General features: G+C 64.2%; 13 protein-coding genes. 6 read left to right on the top strand and 7 right to left on the bottom strand.

Annotated features, from left to right (window positions below; translation table 11 throughout):
• Positions 1 to 10: 10 nt before the first annotated feature.
• From QPK27_RS15950 to QPK27_RS15940, 3 genes are all read left to right on the top strand, one after another.
• Positions 11 to 1,684, top strand: a complete 1,674-nt coding sequence (locus tag QPK27_RS15950; protein WP_290419238.1) for a DUF5597 domain-containing protein — start codon at positions 11 to 13, stop codon at positions 1,682 to 1,684.
• A 69-nt stretch (positions 1,685 to 1,753) separates the two neighbouring features.
• Positions 1,754 to 4,621: a TIM-barrel domain-containing protein gene (locus tag QPK27_RS15945; protein WP_290419237.1), complete on the top strand. Its 2,868-nt coding sequence runs from the start codon at positions 1,754 to 1,756 to the stop codon at positions 4,619 to 4,621.
• 67 nt (positions 4,622 to 4,688) lie between these two features.
• Positions 4,689 to 5,771: an SGNH/GDSL hydrolase family protein gene (locus QPK27_RS15940; protein WP_290419236.1), complete on the top strand. Its 1,083-nt coding sequence runs from the start codon at positions 4,689 to 4,691 to the stop codon at positions 5,769 to 5,771.
• A gap of 59 nt (positions 5,772 to 5,830) precedes the next feature.
• Here QPK27_RS15940 and QPK27_RS15935 read toward each other — a convergent pair whose 3' ends face one another.
• From QPK27_RS15935 to QPK27_RS15905, 7 genes are all read right to left on the bottom strand, one after another.
• Positions 5,831 to 6,220 (bottom strand): hypothetical protein, encoded by a 390-nt coding sequence (locus tag QPK27_RS15935; RefSeq protein WP_290419235.1) that lies wholly within the window; start codon positions 6,218 to 6,220, stop codon positions 5,831 to 5,833.
• The gene (locus QPK27_RS15930) at positions 6,217 to 6,855 is read right to left on the bottom strand and encodes a hypothetical protein (RefSeq protein ID WP_290419234.1); all 639 of its coding nucleotides are present in this window, start codon (positions 6,853 to 6,855) and stop codon (positions 6,217 to 6,219) included. Before QPK27_RS15930 ends, QPK27_RS15935 begins: the two co-directional genes overlap by 4 nt.
• A 529-nt stretch (positions 6,856 to 7,384) precedes the next feature.
• A complete protein-coding gene (locus QPK27_RS15925; RefSeq protein WP_290419233.1) occupies positions 7,385 to 8,986 on the bottom strand; it encodes a glycoside hydrolase in 1,602 nt (533 codons plus the stop codon).
• Positions 8,987 to 9,050: 64 nt separating this feature from the next.
• Positions 9,051 to 10,277, bottom strand: coding sequence for an AraC family transcriptional regulator (locus QPK27_RS15920; RefSeq protein WP_290419232.1), 1,227 nt, complete (start codon positions 10,275 to 10,277; stop codon positions 9,051 to 9,053).
• 9 nt (positions 10,278 to 10,286) lie between these two features.
• A complete protein-coding gene (locus tag QPK27_RS15915; RefSeq protein WP_290419231.1) occupies positions 10,287 to 12,494 on the bottom strand; it encodes a glycoside hydrolase family 3 protein in 2,208 nt (735 codons plus the stop codon).
• Between the two features lie 61 nt (positions 12,495 to 12,555).
• Entirely contained in the window at positions 12,556 to 14,235 is a 1,680-nt protein-coding gene (locus QPK27_RS15910; protein ID WP_290419230.1) for a sodium/solute symporter, read from the bottom strand.
• An 86-nt stretch (positions 14,236 to 14,321) separates the two neighbouring features.
• Positions 14,322 to 17,330: a TonB-dependent receptor gene (locus QPK27_RS15905; RefSeq protein WP_290419229.1), complete on the bottom strand. Its 3,009-nt coding sequence runs from the start codon at positions 17,328 to 17,330 to the stop codon at positions 14,322 to 14,324.
• Positions 17,331 to 17,793: 463 nt separating this feature from the next.
• On the opposite strand from QPK27_RS15905, the gene QPK27_RS15900 reads away from it, so the two are divergent.
• The 3 genes from QPK27_RS15900 to QPK27_RS15895 form a co-directional block, all read left to right on the top strand.
• Positions 17,794 to 19,392, top strand: coding sequence for an FAD-dependent oxidoreductase (locus QPK27_RS15900; protein WP_290419228.1), 1,599 nt, complete (start codon positions 17,794 to 17,796; stop codon positions 19,390 to 19,392).
• A 37-nt stretch (positions 19,393 to 19,429) separates the two neighbouring features.
• A complete protein-coding gene (locus tag QPK27_RS25500; RefSeq protein WP_374047077.1) occupies positions 19,430 to 19,621 on the top strand; it encodes a MerR family DNA-binding transcriptional regulator in 192 nt (63 codons plus the stop codon).
• Positions 19,612 to 20,177 (top strand): transposase (locus tag QPK27_RS15895; protein WP_290419227.1); only part of this gene is annotated, 566 nt, incomplete at its 3' end. The genes QPK27_RS25500 and QPK27_RS15895, both read left to right, overlap by 10 nt.

Below are 20,177 nucleotides of genomic sequence, written 5' to 3'. Positions count from 1 at the left end.
GACGACCCGCATGACACTGAACCAGATCGCCCGCCGCCTCAGATTGGCCGTCCCGCTGTATCTCGCCTTGACGGCGGGCAGTGCGCTGGCTGCACCCGAACTGCCCAAGCTCGTCACCAAGGACGGCCGCCACGCGCTGATGGTGGACGGCAAACCGTTCCTGATGCTGGCCGGCCAGGCCCACAATTCGAGCAACTACCCGGCCGCGCTGCCCAAGGTGTGGCAGGCGCTGAAAGACGCCAAGGCCAACACGCTCGAGATGCCGATCGCCTGGGAACAGATCGAACCGCAGGAAGGCAAGTTCGACTTCTCCTTCCTCGATACTTTGGTCAAGGAAGCGCGCGAGAACGACATCCGCCTGGTAATCGTCTGGTTCGGCACCTGGAAGAACACCGGCCCCGGCTACCTGCCGGAATGGGTCAAGTTCGACAACGGGCGCTTCCCGCGCATGAAGGACAAGGACGGCAAGAACGTCTACAGCCATTCGCCATTTGGCGAGCAGACGCTGGCCGCCGACCGCAACGCTTTCGTGAAGATGATGGAGCGGATCAGGCAGATCGACGTGAATCACCGCACCGTAATCCTGGTGCAGGTCGAGAACGAGGTCGGCACCTACGGCTTCGCGCGCGACTACGGCGCCCGCGCCCAGGCCGCGTTCAATGCGCCGGTGCCGAGCGCCGTGACCGCGCGCCAGAAGCCGAAAAAGGCGAGCAGCGGCACCTGGACCCAGGTCTACGGCGACTACGCCGAGCAGTACTTCCATTCGTGGGCGATCGCCAGCTACATCGAGTCGATCGCCAAGGCCGGCCGCGCCGTGTACGACCTGCCGATGTTCGTCAACAACGCGCTGCGCGAACCGTCGCTCGACGGCAAACCGGCCGAACCGTGGAAGGGCAACTTCGCCAGCGGTGGCCCGACCTACGACGTGCTCGATATCTATAAAGCGGCCGCACCGCACATCGACTTCGCCGCGCCGGACATCTACATGCCGGAATCGAACAAGGTCACCGCCATCCTGAAGTCGTTCAAGCGCGCCGACAATCCGCTGATGATTCCCGAGATGGGCAATGCAGCCGGCTACGCGCGCTACGTGTACCAGGCCTTCGGCATGGGCGCGCTGGGTGTGGCGCCGTTCGGGCTGGACTACGCCGAGTACAGCAACTATCCGCTCGGCTCCAGGTTCACCGACAAGCGCATGGTCGAACCGTTCGCCAAGGTGTTTGGCGTATTCGCGCCGATCGGGCGCCAATGGGCGCAGTGGGCGTTCGAGGGCCGCACCTACGGCGTGGCCGAAGGCGACGACCGCGCGGCGCAGACCGTCGACATGCAAGGCTGGAAGGCGACCGTCTCGTTCCGCGAATTCCAGTTCGGCGAGCGCCAGTACCTGAAGGACAAGAACGAATACCAGTCCGGCACCGAGCAGCCAAGCGGCGGCGTGGCCTTCGCCCAGATCGGCGCCAATGAATTCGTGATCGTCGGCCAGCAGGCGCGCATCAAACTCTCGGGCATCGGGGCCAACGACGGCAAGCCGTCGATGCTGGCGCGGGTGGAAGAAGGGCGCTTCGACGCGAGTGGCAAGTGGATCATGGAGCGCAACTGGAATGGCGACCAGACCGACTATGGCCTGAACCTGCCGGCCACGCCGACGGTGCTGAAGGTGAAGCTGGGAACGTACAAGGATTGAAAAACAAGCAGGTAACGACAAAGTCCGCACCACAGCGCGGATACGACAACAGGAGATCGACAAATGCGAATGACCCAGGTAGCAGCCGCAGTGCTGTTCCTCGCCGCAGGCAATGCAGCTTATGCCGGCACCTTCCAACAGACCGGCACCGGCATCGAGGTCAAGCCCGACACGGGCGCCGCCAAGGTGGTGCGCCTGAACCTGATGAGCGATAACATCATCCAGGTGGTCAAGCTCAATGCCGAAGGCAAGAACCTGACGCCGTCCCTGATGACGGTGGCCACGCCGTGTGGCAGCAAGTGCACCTTCACCGTCAGCCCGAGCGCCGACAGCGTCCAGCTCAAGGCCGGCAAGATCGCCGCCACCGTGTCGCTGAAGGACGGCCAGGTCGCGTTTTTTGACGCCGCCGGCAAGCGCTTCCTGCAGCAGGCATCCGAGTCGATGACGCCCGTGACGGTTGGCGGCAAGCCGTTCTTTGCGATCAAGCAGGGCTTCAACCACGGCACCAGGGATGCGTACTACGGCCTGGGCCAGCACCAGAACAACCAGATGAACTACAACGGCGAAGACGTGCTGCTCCAGCAGCACAATATGATCGCCGCGGTGCCGTTCGTGGTCTCGGACAAGAACTACGGCGTCCTGTGGGACAACAACTCGATCTCGCGCTTCGGCGACGCCAAACCGTACGATCACATGTCGCGCGACCTCATCCTGCGCGGCGTCGACGGCAAGAGCGCCGGCCTGACCGCCAGGTACTACGCCGAAGGCAAGCTGCTGCTCACGCGCCAGGAAAAGGACATCGACTACCAATACCTGAAGGACATCGACCAGAACTGGCCGAAGGAAATCAAGCCGCTCAAGGACCTGAAGGACGTGCGCGTGGTCTGGGAAGGCACGATGACCAGCGACCAGCCGGGCGTGCACAAGATGCAGCTGTACTCGTCGGACTACGCCAAGCTGACGGTGGACGGCAAGGAAGTGATGGACGTGTGGCGCATGGGCTGGAACCCGTGGTACCACAACTTCGAAGTCACCTTCGCCAGGAACAAGCCGGTCAAGATTCACCTGGACTGGAAGCCGACCGGCGGCATGGTGGCGATCACCCACAACAATCCGCTGCCCGCGGCCGAGCGCCACTCGCTGACCATGTCGTCCGAGATCGCCGAAGCGATCAACTACTACGTCATCAGCGCCGACAGCATGGACAACGTCATTGGCGGCTACCGCCACCTGACCGGCCAGCAGCCGATGATGCCGAAGTGGGCCTACGGTTTCTGGCAGTCGCGCCAGCGCTACGTGGACCAGAACCAGCTGCTCGACACGGTGAAGGAATACCGCAAGCGCGGCTGGCCGCTGGATAACATCGTGCAGGACTGGTTCTACTGGCCGGAAGACGGCTGGGGTTCGCACGACTTCGACAAGACCCGCTTCCCGGATCCCAAGGGCATGGTCGACGAAGTCCACAAGATGAACGCGCGCATCATGCTGTCGGTGTGGGGCAAGTTCTACGCCAATACCGACAACTACAAGGAGTTCGAGAAGCGCGGCTACATGTGGACCAAGAACGTCGAGAATGGCTCGCGCGACTGGGTCGGCAAGGGGTACCTGAACAGCCACTACGACCCGTACACCAAGGAAGCGCGCGACATCTACTATCGCCAGCTGAAGACCAAACTGGTCGACCTGGGCTTCGACGCCTGGTGGATGGACAATACCGAACCCGACGTGCTGTCCAACAGCCGCCTGGAAGACTTCAAGGAACTGATCGGACCGACCGTCTACGGCGCCGGCGAGATCACCTTCAATCCCTACAGCCTGGTGAGCACCGGCGCGATGTACGATGGCCTCAAGCGCGACCAGCCGGACACGCGCCAGTTCATCCTGTCGCGCTCGGGCTTCGCCGGCATCCAGCGCAACGCCGTGGCGGTGTGGAGCGGCGACACGGTCGGCCGCTGGAACAATCTGTACGACCAGATCGCGTCGGGCACCAATATGTCGATGTCGGGCGTCCCGAACTGGACCCACGACATCGGCGGCTATGCCCAGGAAGTGCGCTTCCAGAGCGGCGACGTCGGCTCGGCCCAGGAAAACCGCACCGTCGGCAATGCCGCCGCCAAGCCGGAAGACATGGAAGAATGGCGTGAGCTGAACCACCGCTGGTGGCAGTTCGGCGCCTTCACGCCGCTGTTCCGTTCGCACGGCGAGGTGGTGAAGCGCGAGCTGTACAACATCTCGGCCGGCGACGACGCCATGCGCGACAACATGGTCTGGTACCTGAAGCTGCGCTACCGCCTGATGCCGTATATTTACACGATGGCGTCGGACACCCACTACCACTCGGGCACCATGATGCGCGGCCTGGTGATGGACTTCCCGGACGACGAGAAGGCCAAGAACGTCAAGGACCAGTACATGTTCGGCCCGTCGTTCCTGGTGGCGCCGGTGCACGAGTACAAGGCCCGTTCGCGCCAGGTCTATCTGCCGGCCGGCGCCGACTGGTACGACTTCTACACCGGCGAACGCGTGAAAGGTGGCGCGACGCGCAAGGTCGATGCGCCGCGTGATCGCATGCCGCTGTTCGTGAAGGCCGGTTCGGTCGTCACCACCGGCCCGGTGACCCAGTACGTCGACGAGAAGCCGGACGCGCCGATCACGATCCTGGTGTATGCAGGCGCTAATGGCTTGACCAGCCTGTACGAGGATGACGGCGTCACCAACGCCTACACCCGCGGTGAAGCCAGCCGCATCCCGATCGCCTACGACGACAAGACCGGCACCGTGCAGATCGGCGCCCGCGCCGGCCAGTACAAGGGCATGGTCGCCAAGCGCGAGTTCAAGGTGCGCCTGATCAAGCCGGGCATGTCGACCGCGAATGACCTGGACAAGTCGGACAAGTCGGTCACCTATGAAGGCAAGCCGGTGACGATCAAGCTGTAATCGTCGCCGTTGTCAGCTGCAAGCCGGGCGCTTCGTGCGTCCGGCTTTTTCCATTTGAGGGCAACTTATGAAAACTTCATTCGCATTCGGCCTGGCGCTGGCCGGCCTGCTACATCTGGCGCCGGCGCCGGCGGCCACCACCATCGCGCCGGATCACAAGCACCTGCAGTACACGGGCCGCATCGACAGCAGCTACGCCAGGGGACCGACCCTGAGCTTTGCCGGCACCGAGATCAGCGGCCGCTTCAGCGGCACCTCGCTGGCGATCGTGCTGGACGACGAGCGCGGGCAAAATTTCTTTAACGTGTTCCTGGACGGCGAGACCGAGCGGCCGATCATCCTGCAGGCCGACAAGGGCACAAAGACGTACGTGGTCGCCAACGGCCTGGCGCCGGGTGAGCACAGCTTCCGGATCTTCAAGCGCACCGAAGGCGCGGAAGGGCCAACGGTCTTCAAAGGCCTGGAGCTGGACGACAAGGCCGAACTGCTGCCGCCGCCGGCGCGGCCGTCACGCCGCATTGAATTCTTCGGCGACTCGATCACCAGCGGCATGGGCAACGAGGCGCCCGACGATGGCCGCGACGACCTGGCCAAGGACAAGAACGCGTACATGTCGTATGCGTCGATCACGGCGCGCGCACTGAAGGCCGAGGCGCACATCACCTCGCAGAGCGGGATCGGGGTGATGATCAGCTGGTTCCCGTTCACCATGCCGGATTTTTATGACCAGTCGAATGCGGTCGGCGACAACGACAGCAAGTGGGAATTCTCGAAGTGGACGCCGGACGTGGTGGTGATCAACCTGATGCAGAACGACTCGTGGCTGATCGGGCGCGATCACAAGCTGCAGCCGGAGCCGGACGATGCGCAGCGCGTTGCGGCGTACCAGAAGTTCGTGGCGCGGATCCGCAGCCTGTATCCGAAGGCGTACATCGTGTGCGCGCTGGGCAGCATGGAAGCGACCAAGGAAGGCTCGCCATGGCCGGGATACATTCGAACTGCTGTGAAGAATCTGTGGGAGAAGGGCGACACCCGGATCGACACCGTGTTCTTCCCGTTTACCGGTTATGGCCAGCACCCCCGGGTCAAGCATCATCAGGCGAATGCGGAAATCCTGAGCGCGATGATCCGGAAGAAGATGAGCTGGTGAGCCTGAAGCGAGCGATTGCTTGTTCCGGGCCGGCTGATGCTTGGCTCGGCCGCGCCTCCTTACTTGGCTGCAAAGCTTCGTATCAAGCTGGCGACCAAGGGAAATGTCGTGTCGCTGTAAGGCTGTAGAATCGCGCTGCCCTTGAACGGCAAGTCTGGAACCAGGGCAGGTTCGTTTTCCAATACATGAACGGCAATGGTCACTGGGGCAAAACGGCTCAATCGCTGCTGGCATGCGTGCAATGCCGGATCATCGAGCGCGGATCGTTCGACGAAAATCCAGGAAAGGGCGAATGATGGTGGAATCGGCGCGTTCAGCGCGGCTTGCGTGTCGAGGGCGATTTCTTGAAACGCAATCATTGACCGGTCAGCGAGTTCGCCAGCGACCTGACATGCCTCCATCAGCGGTGTTGACGCCGCTCCAAGCGCTACGATCAGTACCCGCGTCAACTGTCGTCCCCTTCATCGCTGCCGAGCTGGAACTGCGCGTGCACGTCGAAAATCTCCTGGCTGACGTTGCGCGCCCGCCGGCCTTTGCCCTCAGGCTGGATGACGAACTGAAGCGAGTCTCGGAGCGATACCGGTTGCTCCTGGTAGTCTTCTCCAATGGGATAGCTCGGGGAGAACGGGCTGAGCGCAGACGCGAGTCGGTCGATGATCTTCTCGCTTTTCTTGTACGCTGCCGACGGCAAATCCAGCATCGACTCGATGATCGCACAGTCGATCAGGGTCCCTTGCAGCCAGTTCGCGCTTGACGCGTAGCTTGCGCACCAACGCAGCTGGCTGCTCTGGATGCCTGTCTCCAGTGTCGTACTGCATTCACCGCCGTAGCAAGAGCCAATCAATACGCCCGTAATATTGCACTGTTTTGCAATCACTTGGGCCGCGGCAAAGATATTCAGCAATTCGACGTTGCCGACTTGGCCATGTGCGCCATGCGCGGCAATGTACATAATGGCATTCTTGTGCCGCGATTTCGCCAGGAAATTGTACGCATGGATGAGGCTGAGTTCATCGTAGAAGTTCGCATGCAAAACATCAGTGTCTCCGGCAAGCTTGGCCACACCCTCGAGAAACGGCAGCACGCTGCTCCGATTCGCATCTCTCGCGTCGAGCTCCCAGGGGCATTCCAGGACGATGATGGCGCGGTTGGCGTGGTTTCTTGGCATTATTAGGGATGTAGTCGAGAAGAGCAGCTATTATATTTCCAAGAAGAAATTAAACAAAGCGCTATGGCGTATAACGATGTGGAAATGGCTGCGAACCTGGAGAAAGGTGAAGAGAAGCGGATCAGAACGCTGTTTTGCTGTGAACCAGGTCATGGGCAGCATTGGCGGGTGAAGCAGCATCGGCAGACGCGGAGATGCCGACGGTATTACTCGCAAGAAGATGGGGTGGTGACCGGAGCTTGCACGAACTGCCGATCACGCAGATATCTGCCTTGTCCCAAAGACCGTCATTATTCCCACTGGTTGCGGTCACTCCCCGCGCAGGCGCGTACCCAAGTTTGCCCGCACTTTCAATAGCACACATCGCAGTGGCTGCGGCACAATCCTCGGTTCGCGACTTCGCGGGAATGACGGTTTCGAAGATCGCAGCAACCGAAAATGGTAACTATTTTGACGCGTTCAGCTGCAGCAGATAGACATCGTTCTCACGCAGCGGCAGCGCGGTGCTGAACTTGCCGTCGGTGCCGACCTGCACCGTCTTCTGCTGCGACGGTTTGCCGGTGGCCTGCGCTTTCAGCGTAGCGACCTGGTTGCGCGTTAGCTGCTTGGGCGACCCCATCCCGATATACGCCGTGAACGCATCGTTCTGCTTGTACCCGACCTGCGACACGATCATGGTGTACGCGCCCGGTTTCAAGCCGCGCATCGTCACCTGAGCCGTGCCCTTGGATTTCGGGGGCAGGTCCTTGATGAAGAATTGCTGGTTATTGGTCTTCTCCGGCAGCGTATGCGTGTAATCCCATAGCAGCACCTGGGCCCCGCCACGCTCGTCGAGCGTGGCATACGAATCCTTGTCGACATTCTTCAGCTCCGTTGCGCCCAGCTGGTTCATGAACTGATAAGCAAAGTAGCCCGGCTTCTTGATCCCCTGCGTATTCATCAACCCGAACCCGCCATGGAAGGCTTCGAAGCGCGGACCCGGTTCCTCGAAGATGTCGGTGAACACCCAGTAGGACATCGACTGCACCGCGCCGCTGCTTTGCTTGAGCTTCTTGAGAATGTAGGCCGCCTGGTGATAGCTGTCGTGGGTCGGGTCGGCCGGCGTGTACGACGAGCTCCACTCGGTGTAGTGCAGTTCGAGCTTCGGCATAGCGGAGGCGCCGATTTCCCTGCGGTTCTTGAACACATCGCTGGCCACCGCCATGTCGTCCTTGTTCAGCACCGTACCATGAGTACCGAATTCGTCCAGGAAGCCCTGGCCGACGCCGTACGAGTGGGTACTGACGAAGTCGAGCGGCACCTTGTTCTTGTCGGCGAACGCGATCATCTCGGGAATCCAGGCCGCGCCGGCGGTGGCAGGACCGCCCACGCGGTACGAGGGATCCACGCCTTTTACCGCGCGCGCCGCGTGGGCATACAGCTTGAAGTACTCGTCCTGGGTGCCGGCCCAGAACCCGTCTAGGTTCGGCTCGTTCCAGACTTCGAAGTACCACTTGGCGACTTCTTCACGGCCGTAACGCTCGGTCCAGTGCCTGGCAAGCGCAGTGACCAGGCGGCTCCACTGCGCGTAGTCCTTCGGCGGCGTGACGTTACCCTTCCACCAGAAGATGGTCTTGGCGCCGCTGGCGATCGCGCTCGGCATGAAGCCCAGTTCCACGAACGGCTTGACGTCGATGCTCAGCAAATAGTCGAACAGTGCGTCGATGTACTGGAAGTTGTACTGTTCCTTGCCCTGGGCGTCGATCTTGAACACGCCCATGTCGTCGGTCAGGAGACCGTGGAAGCGGATGTAGCGAAAGCCGGCGTCGCGCTTGATCTCGGCCAGCTGCTGCTGCCAGTCGGCGCGCAGGCCTTCGTTGGCGCGGCCGGCGCCGACCGACAGGTTGAACATGCGGTCGAGCGGGCCTTGCACCTGCTTGACGTCGACGTCGATGGCGCGGTTCTGGGCGAAGGCGCCGAGCGGGAGGGCGATCAGCGCAGCCAGCACGGCGGCCTTGATCGTGGCGCCGGCGGCGCGTGGTGATACCTGTTTTGTCTCCTGGTTCATCTTCTTCTCTCGTGATGGAAAGCGAAGCTTCAGGATACGGCCAGCGCGCATGCGCGGCTAGAACTCAAGGCTGCAACTGCTGCTCCATGCGGATAGTTGAAGCTTTGGTGGCGCCCGTGTTAGCCACAACCGTGGACTCGGGCGCCCCGAGCGCGCCACGGAATGCCTTGGGCGTGCACCCGTACTCCTCCTTGAATAGCTTGTTGAAGTAGGAAACGTTGTTGTAGCCGACCGAGTAGGCGATCTCGGAAACGGTCGCGGTGTCCTTGTCGGCCAGCAGGCGCGCCGCCTCGGTCAGGCGCAGTTTATTGAGGTAGCCGCTGAAGGTGAATCCCAGTTCGGCCTTGAGGATCTCGTTGACCTTGTTGCGGTTGACGCCCGTTTCGTTCACCACGCTCTCGAGATCGAGTTCGGCGTCGGCGTAGCGGGTGGCGATCACGCGCAGGATGGCGGCCTTTTCGCGGTCGCGGTGGGGTTGTAATGACAGCTGTTGATAGGCCACGATCGGCAAATCCTTTTGCAGGCGGTCCTGCACGTCACGTGTGAGTTCGGCGGCGTGGCGCCGGAAGAACCAGAATCCATAAGCGGCCCAGGCCAGCAGGATCAGCGCGCCCGGCACGAAGACCCAGCGCAGGTCGCGTCCGTGCAGGCTCAAGCCGCTGATGTCGACCAGCAGGTCGGTGTCGCGCGGACTCTGGAAGGTGCTGCCGATGGCGAGTTTCGGCACCTGGTCCAGGCGGTATTCGCGCCACGACAGGTCGAGTCCGAACATCGCGAACCACCACTGCGGCGTCTCCATCCGGGTCAGGTCGAGTTCGACCCGGGTGCCGTGCTCGCTGCACGAAAAGAACGCGGTCGGCGCGCGGTAGGTGAGCAGGTCGCCACGGCGCGACAGCTTGGGTTCGAACGTCGGCGCCACCAGCGACAGCGTATTGCCCGGCGCGCAGGTGGCCACGAACGAGACCGAGGCGTAGCGCGACAGGTCGGCATGCACCGGCCGGCCGGCGCGGTCCACGAAGAACAGGTTGGCTTCGGCGTAGGCAATCGAAGCGGTGCCGGCGACGTTCAGCAGCACGCGCAGGCGGCGCCCGTCGTCGAGCATGCGCGTCTCTGAGCGCCCGCCCGGCGAGGCGTCGGCGCCGGCGCGGATGCGCCACGGCGTCGCTGCATCCGACGTCGGCACCAGCGCCGCTTCCAGGAAGCTGCGCCGGTAGCCAGCCACGCCCAGCACGATGCTGAGCGCCAGCAGGATCAGGAAGGCGACGAGCGCCTTGCGCCGGAACGCCGCCATCGCCGAGCCTTAGCGCGCTCCGGCGGCGAACTCGCGCGCCGCCAGGCGCACCGTCACCGTCTGTGCCGGCGCGTCGGCGGCCGAGGCCAGGATCACCTTGTACTCGCCGGCCGCGATCTTCCAGCGGTTGGTCGCGCCGTCGAATACGGCCAGCGTGCGCGGATCGACCGTCACGGTGCTGCCACGACGTTCGCCCGCGTTCAAAGCCAGCTTGTCCCACCCGCCCAGGCGCTTCGGCGCTTCCCAGCCGCTGCCGACCTTCGACACGTACACCTGCGGCACCGCCTTGCCGGCGCGCGCGCCACTGTTGGCGGTGTCGAACGTCACGCGGATGCTGCCGTCGACCGCTTGCGCTTTCAGGTTGGTGTAGGTGAAGCTGGTGTACGACAGACCGTGGCCGAAGGCGAACAGCGGCTTGTGGCCCTTCAGGTCGAACCATTTGTAGCCGACCGCGGCGCCGTCGATGTCGTAGTCGACGTCGAAGCGGGTGTCCTTCGGCAGGTCGATGCCGTCGATGGTCGGGCGCGGCAGCTGGTTCTCGGACAGGGGGAAGGTCTGCGGCAGGCGGCCCGACGCGTCGACTTCGCCGGTGAGCACGCGCGCGATCGCCTCGGCGCCGTTGGTGCCCGGGTACCAGGCTTCGACTACGCCGGCGACCTCGTTCACCCAAGGCATGGTGACCGGGGTGCCGGTCTGCAGCACGACCACGGTGCGCGGATTGGCCTTGGCCACGGCCGCGATCAGTTCGTCCTGCTTGTTCGGCAGCGACAGCGTGCGCACGTCGGCCGCCTCCGAGGTCCACTGGGTGGCGAACACCAGCACCACGTCGGCGTCCGCCGCCACTTTCGCCGCGGCGGCAGTGTCCTTGCCGTCGTGCCAGCTGAACCTGGCCTTGTTGCGCGCGGCCAGCGCCTTCATCGGCGAGCCTGGCAAATAGACCATCGGGCCGGGCCAGCTTTCCGGACCTTCGTTCGGCACCGCCATGCCGCCGCGCGGATAGACCTGGGCCGAGCCGCCGCCCGACAGCACGCCCTTGTTGGCGTGGCCGCCGATCACGGCGATGCGTTTCAGCGATGGGGACAATGGCAGTACGTTGCCCTGGTTTTTCAGCAGCACGATCGCCTCTTCGGCGTCCGCCTGCGAGATCCTGCCGTGCGCCGTGTAGTCGATCTGGCTGTCCTGCACCTTGACCGGGTTATCCAGCACGCCGTGCGCGGCCATCGCCCACAGGATGCGCTTGACCATGTCGTCCAGGCGGCTTTCCGGCACGTGGCCGTTCTGTACCGCCTCTTTCAGCGCGCCGTCGAAGTAGGGCGACTTGTCGAACGGGTAGCCGGACTGCTGGTCCAGGCCCGCCAGCGCGGCCGGGATGGTGGAGTGGGTTGCGCCCCAGTCGGACATCACGTAGCCCTTGAAGCCCCAGTCGCCCTTCAGCACCTTGTTGAGCAGGTGGTCGTGTTCGCAGCCATAGGGTCCGTTGACGCGGTTGTACGAGCACATCACCGAGCCCGGGTTGCCGCGCTCAATCGCGATCTGGAACGCGAGCAGGTCGGACATGCGCCCGGCCGGATCCTTGATCTTGACGTTGACGTGGTTGCGGCCGGTCTCCTGGTCGTTGTAGGCATAGTGCTTGAGGGTCGAGATCACGTGGTTCGACTGCACGCCGCGAATCTGTTCGCCGGCCATGATCCCGGCCAGCAGCGGGTCTTCGCCGGTGTATTCGAAGTTGCGGCCGTTGCGCGGCTCGCGCGCCAGGTTGACGCTGCCGCCGAGCATGACGTTAAAGCCCGACAGGCGCGCTTCCTTGCCGATCATGGCCGCCCCTTCGAAGGCCAGGCGCGGGTTCCAGGTGGCGGCGGTGGCGATCCCCGATGGCAGCGAGGTGCGCTCGCGCGTGTTCTTGCCGGGCTGCGAGGCCACGCCGATGCCGGCGTCGGTCAGCCACTGCGGGGTGACGCCGAGGCGCTCGATGCCGTTCAGGTAGCCGGCCGACTGGGGCAGGGCGCCTTTCGGCGGCTGCTTGCCCTGGAACTCGGTGCCGAAGTAGCCGAAGACCATGCTGATTTTCTCGTCGATCGTCATCTGGCTTACCAGCTTGGCGGCGCGTTGCTGGGCCGCGTCAAGCGGGGCAGCGGGAGTGGCCGCTTGTGCGCATTGCACCGCGAGTGCGGCAGCAAGGGCGATGGCCCAACGCGAGGTCTGCAGGCTTTTCTTCATACTTCGGTCTCCTTGACGTTAATTATTTTAGTGATTGATGTCTTACTAACTGCGCAGCAGCCTACCACCACACCGCATAGATCGCCACCAGCGCCAGGCAGATGATGGCCGAGCCGAGCGCGAAGCCCGGCTGCACCTTGAACATGCGGGCATCGACTTCGACACGCTTGCCTTGTTCCGCCACCGATTTCGGGAACAGCTTGCTGATGATGACCATCCCGATGATGACCGCCACGAACACGATCAGCATCCGGTCCACGAACGGGATCTCGTACACGCCGGCGGCATTCGGTACCGCGAAGCCGATCGGCGCCAGGAACGACAGGTCCATCATCGTCGGCAGCACCTTGAGGATGATCGAGCCGACAAAGCCGCCGACCGTCGCGAACATCGCCGCCGCGGCGGTGGTCGGCTTCCAGAAGAAGCCCATCAGGAACATGGCGAGGATGCCGGGCGAGACGAAGCCGGTGTATTCCTGGATGTACTGGAAGCCGCCTTTCTTGTCGATGCCCATGTAGGGCGCGATGATCACCGCCAGCAGCATCGCCACCACCACCGTGATGCGCCCGATCCAGACCATGCGCTGTTCCGAAACGTCCTTGTTGAAGTGCTTCTTGTGAATGTCGAAGGTATAGATGGTGGCGATCGAATTGGCCTTGCCGGCCAATGACGCCACCACCGCCGCGGTCAGGGCGGCGAAGGCGATCCCTTTCAGTCCCGACGGCAGCAGCGCCAGCAGCACCGGATAGGCGCGGTCGGGATTGACGTCGGCGCCCATCCCCATGGCGGCGCCGAGCGCGCCCTGCTGGTGCAGCACGAAGGCCGCGATCCCCGGCACCACCACGATCACCGGCATCAGCATCTTGAGGAAGGCCGCGAACAGGATGCCCTTGCGTGCCGTGTGCAGGTCGGCGCCGAGCGCGCGCTGGATGATGTACTGGTTGCAGCCCCAGTAGTTCAGGTTCACGATCAGCATGCCGCCGATCAGGATCGACAGGCCGGGCAGGTCGAGGTAGTTCGGATTGTCGCGCGCGAACACCATGTCGAAGTGGCCCGGCGCCACGTCCAGCAGGTGGTTGAAGCCACCCAGCACGCCGCCGCCGCCGTTGTGCGCGGCGACCAGGTCGAGCGCCAGCCAGGTGGTCACCAGGCCGCCGGCCACCAGGCAGAACACCTGGATCACGTCGGTGTAGCCGATCACCTTCATGCCGCCCAGCGTGATCGCCACCGCGAACACGGCCAGGAACAGCATGCAGGCCCAGAGGTCGATGCCTGCGATCGACGAAATCGCCAGCGCGCCCAGGTACAGGATCGCGGTCAGGTTGACCACCACGTACAGCGACAGCCAGAAGATCGCCATGATGGTCGAGACGCTGGCGCTATAGCGCTGCTCGAGGAACTGCGGCATCGTGTAGATGCGGTTCTTGCGGTAGACCGGCATGAAGAACACCGCCACCAGGATCAGGGTGAAGGCGGCCATCAGCTCGTAGACGGCGATCGCCATGCCCATCTTGAAGCCGGAGCCGCTCATGCCGATGAACTGCTCGGCCGAGATGTTGGACGCGATCATCGAGGCGCCGATCGCCCACCAGGTGAGCGAGCCTTCGGCCAGGAAGTAGTCGTGGGAAGCGGAGGTGGAGCGCTGCTTGCGCTTGTAGACCCAGAAGCCGTAGCCGGCCACGATGACGAAGTAGACGAAGAAGACGAGGGTGTCGAGCGACGAGAAAGCCGTGTTCTGCATGAATGACGATCCTGGAAAAACGACGACGCGCCGGCGGCGCCGCCCGTATCGAACGGGAAGCGTCGCCGGCGCCGGTAACGACGAACTTAGAACGTCATGCCCAGACGGACGCTGTAGCGCGGGCCGGTCACGAACCAGGCGCGGCCTTTTTCGCCGATGTGCTGGGTGGTCACCTGCTTGTACTTGGCGTCGGTCAGATTCTGGGCCTGGAAGTCGAGGCGGAAGTTCTCGTTGAACTTGTAGCTGACGCCGCCGTCAAGCTGGCCGTAGTCGTCGGCCCACACCGGCAAGCCCCACGCGATCACGTTCTGGCCGAAGGTCGGGCTGGCCGGATTGCTGTCGACGCCGTTGCTGCCGTTGGTGCCGTTGTTGTTGTTGCCCAGCAGGCTCTTGGAACGCCAGCTCCAGGCCAGGCGCGCCGACCACGGGCCCTTGTCGTACAGGGCCGCGAAGTTGTACGAGTTGCGCGACAGGTACTGCAGCGGCAGGTCGCCGAACACGCGGCCGTCGGTGTCGCAGCCGTTCAGGTTCAGGTTCAGGTTGGCCGCGCCGCCGCTCGAGCTGCTGCAGTATTCCGAGAACACCGGGTTGTACAGGTCGCGCTTGCTCTTGACGTGGGTGTAGTTCAGCTGCACGCCGAAGCCCGACATCCAGCCCGGCAGCTTGTCGAAGTACTGCTGGTACGCCAGTTCCAGCCCGCGCGCGGTGCCGCGTGCGCCGTTCACCGGCGTCGCCACGGTGAAATCGACCGCGCGACCGTTGACGTCATTGAGCTGGTAGGTCGAGTTCTGGGTGACGATGATGTCCTTCAGGCGCTTGTCGAACAGCGCCACGGTCAGCGAACCGGCCTGGGCGAAGTACCATTCCGCGGTCAGGTCGATGTTGCGCGAGGTGGTCGGGCGCAGCATCGGGTTGCCGACCGATTCGCCGGTGTGGCCGACCGAGGTGACGATCGCCGATTGGGTTGCGCCGGAGCCGACGTTCTCGGTCTTCACGTCCTGGCCCAGCGTGGTGTAGGCCTGCAGGCGGTCCCAGTCCGGACGCGCCATGCCCTTGCCGATGGCGAAGCGGAACTGCAGCTGCTCGCTGGCCTTCATGCGCAGGTTCAGGCTCGGCAGCCAGTTGTCGTAGCTGTTCTCGTAGTCCTGGCGCGCCGCGTAGGAGGCGATGACCGGCACCGGCAGGCCGGTGGTGCCGCCCGGCGGGACCACGAAGGTCGAATTGAACACGGTGTAGCCGTACGACTTGGAATCGGTCTTCACGTAGCGCACGCCGACGTTGCCGTCGACCGGATAACGCAGGTCGTCGAAGGCGAAGCGCAGCTGGCCGTACAGCGCCTTGGTCTTCTCGGCCTGCTCGTTGTCGCCCGACGGATTGGCTTCGCCGAAGGTGGCCGGGGTCCATGGGGTGCAGGTGGTGCTGCCGATGTCGGCACACAACTGGTCATGGAAGCTGTGCACCAGCGAGTACGAATTCGGGAAGTCGGCCATCAGCCCCTGCGCCGGGAACACCAGCGCCGGCACGTTGGCGCCGCCGTTGAAGAAGTTCGGGAAGTTGTTGACCACGGTCGGCGCCTGGAAGCGCGGATCGCTCAGGTTGGCCAGGCTGGCGATCTGCCACGGCATCATCCAGCGCTGCGACACGCCGACCCAGTGGTAGTTCGGGTTCGAATTGATGGTCTTGCCGTCGCGGTCGGTCAGGCGCACGCCGACGCGCAGGTCGCGCAGCACCGGGTGGTCGAAGTCGTACTTGACGTCGCCTTTCCAGGCCTTCTGTTCGGCCACGCTGCGGTCCATGTGCTCCTGGGTGAAGGCCCAGAAGTAGTTGCTGCGGTCGGCCATGGCCGACACCTGCTGTGGGCTGAACTGGAGGTTCGGCACGTTGCCGGTGACGTCCAGGTTCAGCGCCGGCAGCAGGGTGCCGAGGCTGATGATCGAGTCGAAGCCCTGCGAACGCGCCTTGACGTGCTGGAAGTCCGAGGTCAGGGTCCAGTTGCTGGCCGGTTTCCACTCGATGTTCCAGGCGATGTCGGTGGTCGACGAATTGCGGGTGGCCAGGCGGCCATTGTTGCCGTATTCGATCGAGCCGTCGGTCGGGTTGATGATGCTGCCGCTCAGGAAACCGCCGTTGGCGTCGTACACGCCGTTGTTCACGCGCAGGTTGGTCGGCGTGCCTTCGGACGAGAACAACGCGTTCTCGGTCCATTCCATGTCGTACTTCGAGCGGAACCAGGTCAGGTGGCTTTTCAGGGTGTTATCCAGCTTCCACTGCAGCGCGCCATAAGTGCCGGTGCGCTCGCGGTCGTATTCCACCGAGCGGTAGCCGGCGCCGCGCGGCAGCCAGACGGTGCGGCCCGGTTCGGCGTTGGCGTTCGGGAAGTAAGGATCGACCTGGAACGCGTCGGTGCGGGTCGCGCTTTGCGACTTGGCAAAGTTGACCAGGGCGCCGATCTCGCCGATGCCGGTCTTCCAGCGGTTCGAATACAGGAACGATCCGGCCGGGTCGGTCTTCTTCTTGAGTTCGTTATAGGTGGCTTCGACGCTGCCCGAGATGCGCTGGCCCTTGATGTCGAACGGCAGCGCGGTGCGCAGGTTGACCAGGCCCGAGATGCCGCCCTCGATCTGCTCGGCGGACGGGTTCTTGTAGACGTCGACGCCTGCCATCAGTTCCGGCGGCACGTCTTCGAAGTTCAGGGCGCGGCCGCCGGTCGACGAGAACGAGTCGCGGCCGTTGAGTTCCGAGCGTACCCAGGTCAGGCCGCGGATCGAGACGCCCGAACCTTCCACCGAGAAGTGCTCGGGGTCGCTGCGCGACATGGTGCGGTCGATGGTCACGCCCGGCACGCGCTGCAGCACTTCGGTGATCGATTTATCGGGGAGCTTGCCGATGTCTTCGGCGACGATCGAGTCGACGACTTCGTCGGAATTGCGCTTGATGTTCTGGGCGCTGTTGAGCGCGGCGCGCTGGCCGGTGATGGTCACTACCTGGGAGTTGGCGGCCGGCGCTGCGGGCGCGGTATCCTGGGCGAATACCGCCGACATCCAGCACAGTTGTGCGACGCCCACGGCGATCGCCGTCCTGTTGAATTGCCTCATTTGTTGTCTCCGTCGTTGTTGTTCAGCGCCCATCTGCCGGGGCTATCTCTGCTTTTTTACCGCTGTCCACCATCCGGTTGCCGGAGTCCCGGTGGCAGCGATGGTGCAACCTGTCAAATAATATAACACCAAATGTTATGCGCAACCATTATTTGCTGCGCGTGTTCGGTAAATACTTCCGGCGGTGCGCCCGACATGCGCGCTCAGAGGGAGAATTCCATTCGGTTAACACAAGCCCGGACCGCGTTTTCCCTATGGCGCCGTGCTCGCGGGGGCTGCGCGCAGAACAAAATGTGAGCGCGATCATTTTCATCTCATTCACATCCTACTGTTGCAAAGACGTCACGGATGGCGCGCCGCGCGAGGCGGGCGCGGGAATGAACGCCGTGCGCGGCGGCGGGTCCAACCGCCTTTCACATCGAAACGGGGCGACGCCGTGGCCGACCAGCATCCGCCGCATTCCATGCCGGCCATTGGCCAGGCGCCGGCCGCGGTGCGGCATGCCGACTATCTGCTGATCGGGGGCGGCCTGGCGGCGGCCACGGCGGCCGAGACGCTGCGCCAGGAGGGCGCGCAGGGCAGCATCGTGATCGTCTGCGACGAACCCGAGCCGCCGTACCACCGGCCGCCGCTGTCCACCCGTTTTCTGCAGGCCGGCGCCCGGCCGCCGTTTCCCGGCGTGCTCGATGCCGCCTTCTATCGCGACAACGGCGTCACCCTGCTCAAGGGCGTGCGCGCGCTGGCGCTGGACTGCGCCGCGCGCCGCGTCGAGACCGACGGCGGCGGCGCCTTGCGTTACGAGCAGCTCCTGATCGCCACCGGTGTCCGTCCGCTGCGGCTGGACGGGCCCGGCGCCGGCCTGGCCGGGGTGCACTACCTGCGCACGATGGCCGACGCGCTGGCGCTGCGCGCCGCGATCGACGCAGCCCGCGCCGGCGAGGGGCGGGCGGTGGTGGTCGGCGGCGGCTTCATCGCCCTCGAGATGGCCGCCGCCTTCGTGCAGCACGGCCTGCAGGTGACGGTGGTGGCGCGCCGCAGCGCTCTGTTCGAGAAGCTGGGCGACCCCGGCATCAGCGACTACTTCCGCGCGGGTTTCCAGGCGCGCGGGGTCGAGGTGCTGTTCGACGAAGTCGCTGCGCTGGAGGGCGAGGGGCGGGTGCGCGCGGTGCGCACCGGCGGCGGGCGGCGCCTGCCGTGCGCGCTGGTCGGGGTCGGCATCGGCGTGCGTCCCGAACTTGGCTGGCTGGAAGGGAGCGGCATCGCGCTGGACGACGGCGTCGTGGTCGACGAATACCTGCTCAGCGCGGATCCGCGCGTGTTCGCCGCCGGCGACGTGGCCAACTTCGCCGACCCGGTGTTCCGGCGCCGGCACCGCATCGAACACTGGGATAATGCGCTCAAGCAGGGGCGGCTGGCTGCGCGCAATATGCTGGGCCAGCGCCTGCGCTACGACGAGGTGCCGTATTTCTCGTGCCAGCTGTTCGAGACCGGCTTCCAGTTCCTGGGCATGCCCGAGGGCGCGCGCTGCCATGCCCGCATCGGCCAGGGCGGCGACGGCGCCGCGGCCGGCCATCCCGATTCGTGGGCCTGCCTGTTCCTGGAGCGCGACGTGCCGCGCGCGCTGTTTTCCACCGGCCGTCCGGCGGCCGAGGTGCGCGCCATCGAATCCCTGATCCGCTACCGCACCAATATCGGCTGGGCGCGCGAACGGTTGCAGGAACCGGGCTTCGCGCTGACCCGCATCCCGAGCCAGACCGCGCTGATCCTGCAGGGTGGCGGCGCGCTCGGCGCCTTCGAGTGCGGCGTGGTCGAAGCGCTGGAAGAGGGGGGCGTGCGGCCCGACATCGTGGCCGGGGTCTCGATCGGCGCCTTCAACGGCGCCATCGTGGCGTCCAACCCGGGCAATGCCGCGCCGGCGCTGCGCGACTTCTGGCGCCGCCTGTCGCTGCAGCTGCCGGCGCCACTCGACGACCGCACCCGGCGCGTATTCGGCTCGTGGCAGGCACTGACGCTCGGCATTCCCGAATTCTTTCGCCCGCGCTGGAACACGTTGGGGTTCTAACAGTTAGCGAGGAACTCATTCGAACATATGTAGTCATATGCATATGAGTAAACTTGTTCCCATTGGAGCTGCTGCCAAGGCATTCGGTGTCTCGACCAGCACGTTGCGTCGCTGGGAAGCGGCAGGGCGGCTCGCGCCGACGAGAACTGAGGGAGGCCCGCGCCGCTACGATGTCGCAGCGCTCCTTTCGGGTATTCACCTTGATCCGCCAAGGAAGCAATGCTTCTAGCCCATCGCATCGCGCTTGACCCGAACAACGTGCAGGCCACCAGCCTTGCGCGCGCCGCCGGCACGGCGCGCTTCGCCTACAACTGGGCATTGGCCGAGTGGCAACGCCAGTACGAGGCGTGCAAGACCATGCCCACGCTGCCCAGGCCGAACGAGGCGGCATTGCGGCGTCAACTCAATGCCATCAAGCGCGAGCAGTTCCCCTGGATGCTGGCAGTGAGCAAGAACGCGCCGCAGATGGCCATCATGCAGTTGGGCCGCGCGTTCCAGAATTTCTTTGCAGGACGCGCCCGCTACCCGACATTCCGGCGCAAGGGGCGCGATGATCGTTTTACGCTGACCAATGACCAGTTCCGCGTTGACGGCAGGCGCATCCGCATTCCCAAGCTGGGATGGATACGCATGCGCGAAACGCTGCGCTTTGCAGGCCGTATTGTCTCCGCAGTGGTGTCGCGTATAGCGGATCGCTGGTACGTCAGTATCACCGTCGACGCTGCACACTTGCACCTGCCGCCGGCCGAAAACCAAGGCGCGGTGGGAGTCGATCTGGGTATCAC

This window comes from Massilia sp. YIM B02443, from assembly GCF_030411955.1.
Lineage (GTDB): Bacteria > Pseudomonadota > Gammaproteobacteria > Burkholderiales > Burkholderiaceae_D > Telluria.
The sequence above is the reverse complement of the archived record's forward strand: the minus strand, read 5'-3'. Positions and strand labels throughout refer to the sequence as shown.

What these genes read in the sequence shown, in the direction of transcription:
- QPK27_RS15950 (WP_290419238.1), top strand. Translation starts at nt 11, where the DNA reads ATGACACTGAACCAGATCGCCCGCCGCCTCAGATTGGCCGTCCCGCTG.
- QPK27_RS15945 (WP_290419237.1), top strand. Translation starts at nt 1,754, where the DNA reads ATGACCCAGGTAGCAGCCGCAGTGCTGTTCCTCGCCGCAGGCAATGCA.
- QPK27_RS15940 (WP_290419236.1), top strand. Translation starts at nt 4,689, where the DNA reads ATGAAAACTTCATTCGCATTCGGCCTGGCGCTGGCCGGCCTGCTACAT.
- QPK27_RS15925 (WP_290419233.1), bottom strand. Translation starts at nt 8,986, where the DNA reads ATGAACCAGGAGACAAAACAGGTATCACCACGCGCCGCCGGCGCCACG.
- QPK27_RS15920 (WP_290419232.1), bottom strand. Translation starts at nt 10,277, where the DNA reads ATGGCGGCGTTCCGGCGCAAGGCGCTCGTCGCCTTCCTGATCCTGCTG.
- QPK27_RS15915 (WP_290419231.1), bottom strand. Translation starts at nt 12,494, where the DNA reads ATGAAGAAAAGCCTGCAGACCTCGCGTTGGGCCATCGCCCTTGCTGCC.
- QPK27_RS15910 (WP_290419230.1), bottom strand. Translation starts at nt 14,235, where the DNA reads ATGCAGAACACGGCTTTCTCGTCGCTCGACACCCTCGTCTTCTTCGTC.
- QPK27_RS15905 (WP_290419229.1), bottom strand. Translation starts at nt 17,330, where the DNA reads ATGAGGCAATTCAACAGGACGGCGATCGCCGTGGGCGTCGCACAACTG.
- QPK27_RS15900 (WP_290419228.1), top strand. Translation starts at nt 17,794, where the DNA reads ATGCCGGCCATTGGCCAGGCGCCGGCCGCGGTGCGGCATGCCGACTAT.
- QPK27_RS25500 (WP_374047077.1), top strand. Translation starts at nt 19,430, where the DNA reads ATGCATATGAGTAAACTTGTTCCCATTGGAGCTGCTGCCAAGGCATTC.